Origin of the sequence: Nostoc sp. ChiVER01, from assembly GCF_034531155.1 — a bacterium.
Lineage (GTDB): Bacteria > Cyanobacteriota > Cyanobacteriia > Cyanobacteriales > Nostocaceae > Nostoc.
Genome location: NZ_JAVRBS010000015.1, coordinates 149,193 through 162,787 on the forward strand (window position 1 = coordinate 149,193; position 13,595 = coordinate 162,787).

A 13,595-nucleotide genomic window follows, 5' to 3' on the forward strand; every position below is an offset into this window, starting at 1 on the left:
AGCTTAATTTTAATTAACCAGAAATTCCATTCCGGCGATGTGAATTTCTTTTCAAGGTACATAAGCCAATTGCTGGTACAATTCCCAAAATTAGTGCTGTAAATCCTTGTCCACTCCAATACAGTATAAAATTACGGTTGGCTTCTGGAATCAAATTTTGTACAACAAAAATCAACCAAATCAAAATAGTGATCAAGAAAAAAGAGATTGAGGGTAAAAAGTTCCACCACCAAATGCCTGTTGTGTATCGCCTCAATACCAGCCACTGACAAAGCCCTAGCCAAACACCAGAAATAATATATGCGATCGCAGACAGAAATCCAAAAATAAAAGTCTGCTCAGGAGATATTTCATTTAACGATATGGCAATACTTGAAAGATAGTTAATCCAGGCTGTAGAAACGCCGTTAGCAATCAACCAACCTACACTAGTAGCAAATAGCCACTGCCAACCTGATAAATATCGGTAAAGAACAAGGCTCTGATCGGCAGCAAAAATCAAAGCAAATATAACATTGCTGAGACTTCTGACCAAAATACCCCATATTTGTGGTTGGATTGCAGTGCTAGGTGAGGTTTGGAGAATAATTTTCTCTAAGGCGATACTGGCAACGCCACCCACAACCCATCCAATCAGGGTCATTAAGGTAAACTGAATAAAGAACCTCTGTCGCTGCGATCGCGGAATCAAAAACTTTCCTGGGTTAGGCTCATTATTAGCAGATGCAACATCATCGGAACTGTTAGAGTCAGTTTGCATAGGGAGTTAGGGGAGTGGGGAGTGGCGAGTGGGGATGAGGGAGTAGAGGAAGAACTATTGATTATTAACCAATGCCCCATGTTCAATTCCCAATCCTCAGTTCAATATTGATTCTTGTTTTATCCTATTTCTCACTCCTTAGTCCCCACTCCCCATTCCCCTTTTACTCCAAACCTGCTGAAAAAGCGTAATCCCTGAATGATAAGCTAAACAGTGGCATAAAATTTGTGACTTAGGATGAAGTGATAAATGGGTGTTTATTCAACGACTCCTCATCTCTTACGGGCTGCTCGTGGTGAAGTAGTAGATCGTCCCCCTGTATGGATGATGCGACAAGCGGGACGATATATGAAAGCATATCGAGACCTAAGAGAGAAGTATCCTTCGTTTCGCGATCGCTCCGAAATTCCAGAAGTAGCAATTGAAGTTTCCTTGCAACCCTGGAGAGCTTTCCAACCAGACGGAGTAATTTTATTTTCTGATATTGTCACCCCATTACCTGCTTTGGGTATTGACATGGATATTGCCGAAGGTAAAGGGCCAATCATTCACTCGCCCCTCCGCACTCAAGAACAAATCAATGCTCTGCATCCTTTAGAACCAGAAGCAGCTCTACCATTTATCAAAACAATTTTGCAGGCTTTGCGTTCGGAAGTAGGCGATAAATCAACGGTGTTGGGCTTTGTGGGTGCGCCGTGGACATTAGCAGCTTATGCAGTTGAAGGAAAAGGTTCTAAAACCTATTCCATCATCAAAAACATGGCATTTTCAGATCCAACGATATTGCATCAACTGTTAGCTAAATTAGCAGATGCGATCGCCATTTATGCCCGCTACCAAATTGACTCTGGCGCTCAAGTTGTACAAATGTTCGATTCTTGGGCGGGTCAATTGAGTCCTCAAGATTATGACACTTTTGCTCTCCCCTATCAGAAGCGAGTTTTCCAGCAAGTCAAGCAAACCCACCCCGATACACCTTTGATTTTACTAGTTAGCGGTAGTGCAGGTGTGTTGGAAAGAATGGGACAATCTGGCGCTGATATTGTCACTGTAGATTGGGCAGTAGATATGGCAGACGCACGAGCCAGATTGGGTAAGCATGTCAAAGTTCAAGGAAATCTTGACCCAGGCGTGTTATTCGGCTCTAAAGAATTTATCCGCGATCGCATTTTTGATACCGTTCGCAAAGCTGGTAATTGGGGTCACATTCTCAATCTCGGTCATGGTGTCTTACCAGAAACTCCCGAAGAAAATGTTGCTTTCTTCTTTGAAACAGCAAAGGAACTTAATCTTGCAGGAGTTAAGGGTTAAGAGCCATTCAATTTTAGATTTTAGATTTTAGATTTTAGATTTTTCTTTTAATCCAAAATCCAAAATTCAAAATCTAAAATTTTCAGAGTAATAAGTTATCAGTTGGGATTCGGAACTTTTAACTTTATTCTTAACTCTTTAGTTTTAACTCCTAAATTTTGATAAATTCTTTTATGAGCCAGAAACGGATTTTAGTGACTGGTGCAAGTGGTTGTGTAGGTCATTATTTAACAGAAGCCTTAATTAAGGAAACAGATCACGAACTGTATCTGCTAGTTAGGAACCCAAGCAAACTGCAAGTTGATATTAAGGCACGTTCGGGTATCAATGTTTTGCAAGGTGATATGCAAAATATTCGCCAATTTGCCGATTTGCTATCCACAATTGATACGGCGGTACTCACAGCCACAGCTTGGGGTGGTGATGCGACATTTGATATTAACGTCGTTAAGACTATAGAGTTGCTGGAACTGCTAGATCCAGAACGTTGCCAGCAAGTAATTTATTTTTCGACAGCTAGCGTTTTAGATCGGCACAATCAACCATTAAAAGAAGCCGGGGAAATTGGTACAGATTACATCCGTTCCAAATATGACTGCTTACAGAAAAAAGAAAAATTAGCGATCGCACCCAAAATTACCACAGTATTTCCGACTGTAGTATTGGGCGGTGATGCGAATAAACCTTATTCTGCTGTCACATCTGGTATTACAGAAGTGACGAAATATATTAATGTGATTCGTTTTTTGGAAGCAGATGGCAGTTTTCACTTTATCCACGCACAAGATATTGCCACTGTGGTGCTATATTTAATCGATCATCCTGTCGAAAACGATCAACCACGTCGGCTGGTTTTAGGTCAAGCACCTTTAACTGCTAATCAAGCAGTGAAACAAGTTTGTGCTTATCTGGGCAAAAAGATTTACTTTCGCATTCCCATATCTATAGCATTGGCTAATTTGATTATTATTCTGTTCCGCATTCGGATGGCTGCTTGGGATCGGTTTTGCATGAACTATCGGCATTTTACTTATGAAAAATTTATCAATCCCGATAGTTTCGGCTTGCCAAATTATTGTGCAACCATGAGTGATGTTTTAAAAATTAGTGGCGTTAAAGGTGTTAAGTAGGTATTTGACACTCTTAACATTGAGTTAAAAACATCTCATACCAAATCAATAATATTTAAGAAATTAGCAAAATCTTGCGTAACTATAGCATGTCAGTAGAAAAAATCAGGCAATATTTCTATGAGCATGTATAAATTAACCAGAATGTTAAGATAGAACAACTTTAATAAAAAGTCAATAGGTCTTTATTTTCGTTAGAGTGGGATAACAATCAAAGTGTGAGGATTGATACTACATGCGAATCTTGTTAGTGTATCCAATATTTCCCAAAACCTTTTGGTCTTATGAAAAAATCTTGGAGTTAGTCGATCGCAAAGTTTTATTACCACCTCTGGGTTTAGTAACAGTAGCGGCGATTTTACCCCAAGAATGGGAATTCAAGCTGGTTGATCGCAACATCCGCGCCGCAACAGAAGCAGAATGGGCATGGGCAGATATAGTAATTTTCTCTGCGATGATTGTCCAGAAACAAGATTTACTTGACCAAATCCAGGAAGCAAAAAAACGTGGCAAGCTAGTCGCAGTTGGCGGCCCCTACCCCACCTCTGTACCTCACGAAGTTGAAAATGTTGGTGCAGATTTTCTGATTCTGGATGAAGGCGAAATCACGTTGCCCATGTTTATTGAGGCAGTCAAACGGGGAGACACATCTGGCACTTTCCGCGCCACCGAGAAGCCAGATGTGACAAGCACACCAATACCCCGCTTTGATTTATTAGAATTGGATGCTTATGACATGATGTCGGTGCAGTTTTCGCGTGGATGTCCTTTCCAATGCGAATTTTGCGACATTATTGTTCTCTACGGACGCAAACCGCGTACCAAAACCCCAGCCCAACTTTTAGCAGAGTTAGATTACCTCTATGAATTGGGTTGGCGGCGGGGTGTGTTCATGGTAGATGACAACTTTATTGGCAACAAACGAAATGTGAAATTGTTGCTCAAAGAGTTAAAAGTCTGGATGGCAGAACACAAGTATCCCTTCCGATTTGACACTGAAGCTTCAATTGACTTGGCACAAGATGCAGAAATGTTGGAGTTAATGGTTGAGTCCGGTTTCTCGGCGGTGTTTTTGGGAATCGAAACGCCGGATGAGGATAGTTTGCAAATGACTAAGAAGTTTCAAAATACTCGCAGTTCTCTAACCGAGGCAGTGGAAACCATCATCAAAGCCGGATTGCGCCCAATGGCTGGGTTTATTATCGGGTTTGATGGCGAAAAACCAGGCGCAGGCGATCGCATTGTCCGCTTTGCAGAACAAGCAGCGATTCCCTCTACTACCTTTGCTATGTTACAAGCGTTACCTAACACCGCGCTTTGGCATCGCCTGAAAAAAGAAGGACGGCTCCGGGAAAACCAGGATGGCAACATCAACCAAACAACATTGATGAACTTCCTGCCCACCCGCCCCCTAGAAGAACTGGCACGAGAATATATTGAAGCGTTTTGTACTTTATACGACCCAGTAAAGTATTTGGATCGTACCTATCGCTGTTTCTTGATGATGGGTTTGCCAAGTTGGAAAGCGCCAGCGAAAATGCCAGAGTGGGTAGTTATTAAAGCGCTACTAATTGTAATTTGGCGACAAGGAATTAAACGAGAAACCCGTTGGAAGTTCTGGCATCATTTGTTCAGTATTCTCAAGCGTAACCCTGGAGTTATTGAGCATTACATCGCCGCTTGCGCCCACAACGAGCATTTTCTAGAGTATCGCCAAATTGTGCGCGATCAAATTGAAAGTCAGCTAGCTGAATATCTTGCACAAGGTGCAGAAACGCCTTATGTGCTAGTGAAGGAAAAAGCGGAGGAAAAAGCTAAAGCAGTAGTCAGTTAGTTTCATTGGAAAATAACAAGTGATATCATATCCGCTTGATTACTTTTAGCTTTTCCTAATCAAATGAGATACATCATACTCCCCTCCTCGCTTGCGGGGAGGGGGTGAAGTTCTTTTCTTATGGGTAATTTGGCGGACATGATATTATCTACCGCAATACTGCTCGCTTTGTGCATTTTTAACTCGGAATTGGGTTTTGGGAAAAGGTTAAAGGTTTTTTCTTTCCCCTTTTCCCCTTAACCGACAAGTATTGTTATCTACCGTGATCGCGTTCTAAGTCATCAATCACTTTTTGCAAATACCAGTCGTCTGACATCCCAGGATGATAATATTGCTTCTGCTGAATTAATCTTTCGGCAATTTCCCAATATCCGCCAACCATTCGCAAAAGTCGCTGACGTAGTAAGTTATATTTTTGCTTTTTTGACTCTGGACTAAATTTTTGAATTTTTTCTAAACTACTTAAGACTTGTTGATAATTTCCCCAGTCTTCTTGTTCACAAAAAATACTCGCCGCCCGTTGATAATCTTCCAGGGCATTTTGCATTTCTTCTGTGCAAGTATAGGCAATGCCGCGATTATAGTAAGCTTGAGCATCATTAGGATTTATTTTTAGTGCATAGCTGTAATCTTGAATTGCACCAAGATAATTACCCATTGCTCGATAAGCATTTGCTCTGGCAATATAGACTAAAGGATCTTCGGGTTGCATCTGGAGTGCTTGATTCAGATCCGCGATCGCACCTTGATGATCGCCCAATATAGAACGCGCTTTACCTCGGTTGCGATAGACAATGGCATCTTGAAAATCTAATCGCAATGCTTGATTAAAATCTGCGATCGCTTCTCGATAATTCCCCATTTTGCAACGCACAACCCCACGACAGCAGTAAGCTTGGGCATCTTGGGGATCAGCTTTTAATACCCAGTTTAAATCGGCGAATGCCTCTTGGGTATCTCCCTTTTCAGCTTTTTCTAATAATTGCCTGAAATATTCATTTGTGGATAAAATGGGCGCATTTTGAGAACGTGATTGTTGTACAACAGGTAATTCTTGGGGTTGTAGCTGTTTAATTTGTTCCAGACACAGACGACAATTGTCTTTATCCTGTTGTTCTAGATATAATTGTGCAGCTTTTTTAAAGCTAGCGATCGCATCTTGAATATTACCCTGTTTGCGCCGCACTATCCCCCGTAGATTATAAGCATAAGCATAATTGAAATTGAGACGGATAGCGCGTTCAACATCATCTAGCGCCCCCGGTAAATTTTTCAGCGCCACCCTAGCCAATCCACGACAATAATATGCCTCTACACTCTCAGGATTCAACTTTAGGGCTTCGGTATAATCTGAAACAGCCTTAAGGATTGCTCCTGAGTCATAATATGCCAAACCCCGTTGCAAGTAAGCTTCGGCAAAGTAAGGAGTCAGTTGTAAAGCATGATTAAATTCCTCAATTGCTCCAGCGTAGTCTTTTCGCCTAGCCTTTTCCAATCCTCTATTGTAGAATTCGTCATTCATGGCATTTATTTGGTTGATTCAGTTAGTTGAATTCCAGCACGCTTGTTTTGTAGCCTCACCTATACACTCACCTTTAATATTTTAAGTATTCAGCGTGTCTTTATTATTGTGTATTAAAAAATGTATCAATAAGAATCTATGGTTACTCTGGATTTATGCTTCCAGTTTGTAAAGATGTTGGATTAGCTAACAGGCAAACATAATATTACAAATTCATTATTATATTCAGTATTTTGTAGATGTGAACTGGATACAGTACCGATTACAAACGATATAAATATAGAAAAAATTGCAATTAGTTACAATTATTTCTAATTATAAATAAAAAAAACTGGGGAAATGACTACATTCAATTCCCCATATCTCGTAGATTATAAAATATTTACAGTTAACTAGAATTATTCTGAAAGTAAGCTAGGAGAACTCAGCACAAAAACATCTCTACTTCCCTGAGCATCAATCTGTGGTTTTATAGGAGTGGTAAAGTGGAAAAAATCATGATCATTTACTAATAAAAGTTCTCCTGGATTTAGAACTTTGCTAAATACAGGCTTTTCTTTTTTTGCACTATACAAATGTGTTTCTCCTCCTTGAATATTCTCTCTATCAACTGAGAATATGCCAATAAAATCACTACCATCTTGATGGATACCTTCAGGCGCTGGATTACCCAAATTATCTGGTGAGCAAATAGTCCTAATTTGATGAACTCCGATTTCAGCCTCAGGATGAAGTTTACAAGAATCACTAAATGCTAAGACAAGATTTCTAAAAATATCAAGTTTTATGAGTGTATCATCTAATTCTGCAAACTCTCTTTTTATGTCACCTACTAATGGATTGTAATTTTTACTTTGGAAGAGGTAGCCATGAGGTAATTTGGTTAACTCATTTCCCGAAACTGTGAACCGAGATAATCTCCTTGAACGATAGTTGCCTTTTATATAAGGGTCAAGAGGCATATTACTAAAAAATGGCTTGAAACCTTCTGGATTTATCGAATTTATTTTTCTTAGAGTAAAGAGAAAAGCATATTCTAATTCCCTTGATACTTGCACTTCTTGCATAGGATTTACCTCCTTGCACGTTGTAATTTTCCCGGATTTTTCTTTATGGGAGGCTTATAACATCTAGTATATGCTACTTTATATTAACATGTTGTTAATTTGACTACAAAAATTGACATTTTATGATATATACAGTTACTCAATTTCTGTTATAAAGCAAAGTAGCTGCTGAAAAAATTTACTGTTGACAGGTAGGTGGGTAAGGAATCGACGTATATTTACTAGCAGCAACAAGGTTTTATAATGATAGATTGGCTTTACCGTTACCCACCTTTATATCCCGGTATTTTACTTAAGCGTTACAAGCGGTTTTTTGCTGACGTTCAACTTACTTCTGGCGAAATAGTGACAGCACATTGTCCCAATACAGGGCCAATGACTGGAGTATCAACTCCCCACAGTGCGGTACAGCTTTCCAAAAGTGATAATCTGAACCGCAAATTGGCTTACACTTTAGAACTAATTCAGGTACATGACAACGAGCCGACTTGGGTAGGCATAAATACTTTTTTGCCCAATCGGGTGGTAAAGCTAGCTTTGGCGAAATATCTTTTCCCAGAATTGGGCGACTATAGCCAAATCAAGGGTGAGGTGGTTTATGGGCTTGATAAAAAAAGTCGAGTGGATTTTTTCTTAACGGGGAGTGATGAGGAACGCCCGATTTATTTAGAAGTGAAAAATACAACTTTGTCTGAGGGGAGACTAGCTTTATTTCCTGACACGGAAACTACAAGAGGACAAAAGCATTTGCGAGAACTAATGGCTCTACTACCTATAACTCGTGCAGTGATGCTTTACTTTATCAATCGCGGTGATTGTACTGAGTTTTCGCCTGGCGATCGCACAGATCCTATATATGGTAAATTATTACGCGATGCGATCGCTCTCGGTTTAGAAGTCTTACCTTGCCGTTTTGATATTTCCCCCGAAGGTATCCGTTATTTGGGTTTGGCAAAACTAAAAATTTGATTACACCTAATTAAATTTAAACGCATGAAACAACAAATCCATCTAGATACTGTCTAGATGGATTTATTGGTAGTTGGTGTTTACTAAAAAACATTCAACCAGACTGTCATAGAGAAATGACTACAGGTAGCCGTCGCCCTAGAAATAGCATTAGCTATTGTGACGTTTGCTTATGCAGGAATCAAAACTGTGTCAATTACGTGGATAACACCGTTATCAGCATCAACATCTGCTGCTGCAACAGTTGCATCATTGATTTTAACGCCATTAGAAGCGTCGATTTTTACATCTGAACCTTCAACTGTTGTAGCTGTCTTTAGCTTAACTACATCAGCAGCTAGTACCTTGCCTGAGACTACATGATAGGTCAAGATTTTGGTGAGCTTAGGAATATCTTGAAGTAATGCGTCTACTGTACCTGCTGGAAGTTTATTAAACGCTTCATCAGTAGGTGCGAAGACGGTAAATGGGCCAGGGCCTTTCAGTGTATCTACTAAACCAGCTGCTTGGATTGCTGCAACTAGTGTGTTGAAAGAACCATTATTAGCGGCGGTGTCAACTATATTGGCCATGTGCTTTACCTAGTTCTGTGTAACTTGTTACAAATCTAAACTATTTATTTAATAAAATCTATCTATCGTTAGAGGTATACCGAATAAAAATTTTTATCGATATCATAAATAATTGTCTATATTTTTATAAATAGACATATACATTGTCTGGGCGGATGAGTTACTAGCACTTCTAGGATGCGTAGTTTACCACCGTAGGCATAGCTCCTTTTTTTTACAGAGGCAGGAGCGATCGCTGTTTACTAGTATCAACACAGCACTTGCTTTACCAAAAAAGTTAGTTAAATAGATACTCAAAAGTATTTAGTTGGTATAAATAGGGTTTTAGCTATTCTAAGAGCTATATGGGATTTTCTAGTAAAACCTTTACTGTATATGTAATTTCGAGCTTTTTAATAACTTTGATGCGCCTGCCATAGCTATTTGTCATGATTTATTAACCAAAAATGTTGGTATTGTGCATATTTAACTGATATTATTTCATCACTAAATACATTTCACTTGCTGTTTGTATTAACTCTAGTTGGAAATAATAAATGGTCTATCACACTAATCCTTGTAGTAATTGTGATTGGCTGTTTATTTGCAGAATTTATTATGCGTAGGACTTACGTATAAACCTTCTCTAACTCCCATCTATCCATATCCTCTACCTCTGCATCTATGTAGGTAGTTGGTTTTTTGGTTGCCTGTGCGTAAGCCAGGTATGTCAACAATGAGACTTTTAGGTAATAATTTCCCCAAACTATGACTTTCATCAACAGAAGAAGACTTATTGCTTGGATGGCTACAGCAGTTACCAGCATGATGCTAGTAATAGGCTGGCAGTTTGTCAATTTTTCACCAGCACAATCTGTAACCACACTTAATGTGTATGCGGCTGTCAGCTTAACAAACGCGCTAAATGCTATTAAGACTCAGTACCAAAATGCTAACCCAAGCGTCAATATTGTTTATACGTTTGGTGCTTCTGGTACCTTGTTAAGCCAAATACAAGCAGGAGCACCAGCAGATATTTTCATTTCTGCCGCTACCGACCAAATAAATGTCTTGCAGAATTCAAGCCCAAGTAGATTGGTAGCAGGTAGCCGTAAAAACGTTGTTAAAAACAGTTTAGTTTTAATTAAACCTACGACATCTCCTGTTAGTGCTGGTAGTGCTGGTCTCACTAGTATCAATGGTTTGACCAACGCCAACATTACTGGCATTGCTATAGGTGACTACACAGGTACTCCTCCAGTTGTGCCAGCAGGTAATTATGCCAAACAAGTTCTCACTACGCGAGGTATTTTCACTGCTACAAGTCCCAAATTATACCGTGGTAGCAATGTGCGTACCGTCTTAACTGCTGTTGAAAATAAAACTCTTCAAGTCAACGGTGTAAATAAAACTATTGATGCAGGTTTTGTTTATAAAACTGATGCTCTGATTTCTAACAAGGTAAAAATCGTAGAAACCGCTTTACCATCAGAGAGCAATCCGATTGTCTACCCACTAGCTATCCTCACCAGAACTACAGTTCTCTCGGCGGCACAGAGTTTTTCTAGCTACTTAAGTGGTACTACAGCCCAGGCTATCTTCAAAAATAATTATGGCTTTGCCCTGCCTTAATCACCACAAAGTAAATCAATTCAGTACTCGTTGTCGTGAATTTTGAACTATTTGGAGTAATGTTTCGTGAAGTTCACTAAAAAACTCTCAATTATTGTTTGTAGTTTGACCACCGCCTTCCTTCAGACTGCTGTGATTACCAATACTTATAAATCGGCAGCACAAGCCCAAGGACAAGAGCTAATTATCAATGGGGGATTTGAAAACGATTCTCTCGTAGATCCCAATGATCCCAACACTCCAAATCCTAATATTATTGGATGGACTAAATCTGGTGAACCGCTCGATACATCAGGTATTAGAATTAGTAATTTTCCTAATACTGGTAATCAAGGTTTATCACTTGGTGCATTTTCAAAGATTAGCTACATATCACAGACTATCCATACAGTTCCTGGAAAACACTACCAACTTACTTACTATTTAGCATCAACAGAGGAAGCACCTGACCTGAAGAATAAATTTAAGGTTTTTATAGGTGGAAAGAATGTTGATGTTAAAACTAATACTTCTTTTCAGCCCTACACAAAATACACGTTAGGTTTTAAAGCAAAAGGAAGATCCACAGAGATAAAGTTTGGTTCCAAAGCCAAGTATGCGTTTTTATATTTGGATGATGTGAGTGTGAGAGCTACACCTAAAAATCAAGGAGAAAATTATGGAGATTCAGGGGTAAAGGATTCCCAAAAAATAAATTATCCATCTTGTGGGGTGGGCATCTTGTCCGCCCTCAATCTGGGACATGTAGGGACACTCATCCCACAAGAAAGTTTGGGATGTTTTTTTATTCAGAAGTTCTTAGATGATGGTGATGAATAAATCACGGGTAGTAGTCTGTCAAGTTTAAATTGATAGTTAAGCAAGTTCGTAGTAAGAACTAAAATTCTTGTTTGATAAGCACTTTAGTGCTTACTACAAACTCTCCAAACTAGCTGGACAAAGTAGTAAAAACCCAAACAATGTCTGTCTCAGTAAGTTCTATTGACAAGTACTTAGAGCCAGCATGGATGTAACTATCAACTTGTTTTAATAGTCAGAATTTGGAATTATTTGGAGTCAAGTTTCATGAAGTTAACTAAAAAACTCTCAATTATTGTTTTTAGTGTTACCACTACTTTAATTAGCACTGCTGTAATTACCAATACTTATAATGCAGCAGCACAAGCGGCAGAACTTGTTAAAAACGGAAGCTTTGAACTTGACCCCCTCGTAGATCCTAATAATCCCAACACTCGAAATCCTAATATTACAGACTGGATTAAATCTGGTGATCCGATGGATACATCAGGGATTAGAATTGACAATTTTCCTCAGCATGATAATGGTAATCAAGGTTTATCGATAGGTTCATTTATAAATCCTGCTTACATATCCCAGAATTTGGCTACAACTATCGGTAGTACCTATAATCTCAGTTTCTTTTTAGGAACAGACGAAGGTGGCAGTGACGTTAATAACATATTTCATACATTTGTCGATGGAAATAAAGTTTTCGAGAAAATAAATACTATCAATACTGCTGGAGTTCCCTTCACACAGTATGACTTTAATTTTGTCGCCACAAAATCATCTACAGAGTTAAAGTTGGGTGGTAAAGCTCGCTATGGTTTTTTATACTTAGATGCTGTGAGTGTAACACCTGTGCCTGAGCCATCAAGTATTGGAGAAATAACAATTGCTGGGTTAGTGGGAATATGGCTGAAAAAAAAGAAGGCAATTAGCTAGAAATAGATGAACTAGAATTCAACTTTCACATAATTTTTGGTTTAATGCCGTAATAGCGATCGCTGTTACGGCATTTTTATAAAGCAATATAGAGGTATTGACAAATACAGTAGCTCTAAATCAACTATGAGAAAATAATAATTGTGTAAATTTAACTAAGTATTGGGTGCAAAATGTGGAGAAATTCACTAACTTAATTGAACAAAACTATCGAAAAATTAGTGAAATCAAAGGTGCATTTACACACCAACTTATAAGGTAATTAAAATGACTTACGATTCAGAAGATGTCCAAAAAATCCTTCAAATAGCACTAGCTCGTAGACAGGAAGGTGGATTTTCAAGAGAACAGCTTATAGAAATGGCATCTGACTTAGGTATTTCTTCTGATATTTTGAAAGTAACTGAAAACAAGTGGTTAGCTCAAGAAGAAGAGGAACGTTTGCAACGCACATTTAATACTTTCCGACGCAGAGCCTTTAGGGCACATTTGGTTAGCTTCATAGTGGTGAATTTATTCCTTATTATTTTGAATTTAATAACTAGCCCTAGTTACTTTTGGGCTATCTTCCCAGTATTAGGATGGGGGTTAGGACTGTTTTTTCATTGGTGGGGTGTTTATCAGAGTAAATCAGAAGACTACGAGATAGCCTTTCAGAGTTGGCGTACAAAAATCTAAGCTTCTCCCTACTTTGAAAAATGGAGATTTCAAGAAGATGCTTTAAGTCTTAAAAGCAATTGAGTTTATCTAAACTCTAACTTATTTTATGATACTAGAATTCGATTTAATTTCTGAAAAGCCAAGCTGACTGAAAGCTTGTCAAATTAAGTTTTGTTTCTGAGTATATTTCGCAAAACTCAAATATAATCGGTAGGAATTTCATACCTTCAAGAAGGGGAATTACCGCCGATTTATTTATTAGCCATAATGACTAATGACGAAATTGGATTCCTATAATTTTTTGAGGCGATCGCTTCACTAATCATGATGGTGGAAGTTTGCTTCTTTTTAAGCCTCTTCTCTATAAGTTAAGAGTAATCTTTCACCTAGAAATGGGGAAATTTCCGTACTTGATACTTTGCTGATTTCGCTAT

13 protein-coding genes and 1 pseudogene are annotated in these 13,595 nt (G+C 38.7%); 9 read left to right on the forward strand and 5 right to left on the reverse strand.

The features are described from left to right. Positions 1-13: 13 nt before the first annotated feature. Positions 14-760: a hypothetical protein gene (locus RMY00_RS20270; RefSeq protein ID WP_322649257.1), complete on the reverse strand. Its 747-nt coding sequence runs from the start codon at positions 758-760 to the stop codon at positions 14-16. Between the two features lie 249 nt (positions 761-1,009). Between RMY00_RS20270 and hemE the strand changes: the two genes are divergently transcribed. The 3 genes from hemE to RMY00_RS20285 all read left to right on the forward strand — a co-directional run bounded on the left by hemE (position 1,010) and on the right by RMY00_RS20285 (position 5,035). Then, positions 1,010-2,071 (forward strand): uroporphyrinogen decarboxylase, encoded by a 1,062-nt coding sequence (hemE, locus tag RMY00_RS20275; protein ID WP_322649258.1) that lies wholly within the window; start codon positions 1,010-1,012, stop codon positions 2,069-2,071. Between the two features lie 173 nt (positions 2,072-2,244). Continuing rightward, a complete protein-coding gene (locus tag RMY00_RS20280; RefSeq protein WP_322649259.1) occupies positions 2,245-3,201 on the forward strand; it encodes an NAD(P)-dependent oxidoreductase in 957 nt (318 codons plus the stop codon). A 235-nt stretch (positions 3,202-3,436) separates the two neighbouring features. Then, positions 3,437-5,035 (forward strand): B12-binding domain-containing radical SAM protein, encoded by a 1,599-nt coding sequence (locus RMY00_RS20285; protein WP_322649260.1) that lies wholly within the window; start codon positions 3,437-3,439, stop codon positions 5,033-5,035. Positions 5,036-5,288: 253 nt separating this feature from the next. Here the strand turns inward: RMY00_RS20285 and RMY00_RS20290 are convergent, their stop codons facing one another. After that, positions 5,289-6,557 (reverse strand): tetratricopeptide repeat protein, encoded by a 1,269-nt coding sequence (locus RMY00_RS20290; RefSeq protein ID WP_322649261.1) that lies wholly within the window; start codon positions 6,555-6,557, stop codon positions 5,289-5,291. Positions 6,558-6,667: 110 nt separating this feature from the next. On the opposite strand from RMY00_RS20290, the pseudogene RMY00_RS20295 reads away from it, so the two are divergent. Continuing rightward, positions 6,668-6,953, forward strand: a pseudogene (locus tag RMY00_RS20295) (DUF711 family protein); the annotation flags it as partial. A 2-nt stretch (positions 6,954-6,955) separates the two neighbouring features. Here the strand turns inward: RMY00_RS20295 and RMY00_RS20300 are convergent. Continuing rightward, entirely contained in the window at positions 6,956-7,624 is a 669-nt protein-coding gene (locus tag RMY00_RS20300) for a 2OG-Fe dioxygenase family protein (protein WP_322649262.1), read from the reverse strand. A gap of 243 nt (positions 7,625-7,867) precedes the next feature. On the opposite strand from RMY00_RS20300, the gene sfsA reads away from it, so the two are divergent. After that, positions 7,868-8,593 (forward strand): DNA/RNA nuclease SfsA, encoded by a 726-nt coding sequence (gene sfsA / locus RMY00_RS20305; protein WP_322649263.1) that lies wholly within the window; start codon positions 7,868-7,870, stop codon positions 8,591-8,593. A gap of 170 nt (positions 8,594-8,763) precedes the next feature. Here sfsA and RMY00_RS20310 read toward each other — a convergent pair whose 3' ends face one another. Both RMY00_RS20310 and RMY00_RS20315 read right to left on the reverse strand, forming a co-directional pair. Beyond that, positions 8,764-9,165: a fasciclin domain-containing protein gene (locus RMY00_RS20310; RefSeq protein WP_322649264.1), complete on the reverse strand. Its 402-nt coding sequence runs from the start codon at positions 9,163-9,165 to the stop codon at positions 8,764-8,766. Positions 9,166-9,773: 608 nt separating this feature from the next. Further along, a complete protein-coding gene (locus RMY00_RS20315) occupies positions 9,774-9,971 on the reverse strand; it encodes a hypothetical protein (RefSeq protein ID WP_322649265.1) in 198 nt (65 codons plus the stop codon). On the opposite strand from RMY00_RS20315, the gene modA reads away from it, so the two are divergent. The 4 genes from modA (at position 9,970) to RMY00_RS20335 (ending at position 13,179) form a co-directional block, all read left to right on the forward strand. Then, positions 9,970-10,776, forward strand: a complete 807-nt coding sequence (modA, locus tag RMY00_RS20320; protein ID WP_322649266.1) for a molybdate ABC transporter substrate-binding protein — start codon at positions 9,970-9,972, stop codon at positions 10,774-10,776. The two genes, RMY00_RS20315 and modA, sit on opposite strands and share 2 nt — an antisense overlap. A 66-nt stretch (positions 10,777-10,842) precedes the next feature. Then, complete coding sequence (locus RMY00_RS20325) at positions 10,843-11,595, forward strand: DUF642 domain-containing protein (RefSeq protein WP_322649267.1); 753 nt, start codon at positions 10,843-10,845, stop codon at positions 11,593-11,595. Positions 11,596-11,841: 246 nt separating this feature from the next. After that, on the forward strand, positions 11,842-12,501 hold the full coding sequence (locus tag RMY00_RS20330) for a hypothetical protein (RefSeq protein ID WP_322649268.1): 660 nt from the start codon (positions 11,842-11,844) through the stop codon (positions 12,499-12,501). Between the two features lie 267 nt (positions 12,502-12,768). Beyond that, positions 12,769-13,179 carry a 2TM domain-containing protein gene (locus tag RMY00_RS20335; protein ID WP_322649269.1) on the forward strand — a complete coding sequence of 137 codons (411 nt, stop codon included), beginning with the start codon at positions 12,769-12,771 and terminating at the stop codon, positions 13,177-13,179. Positions 13,180-13,595: the final 416 nt, after the last annotated feature.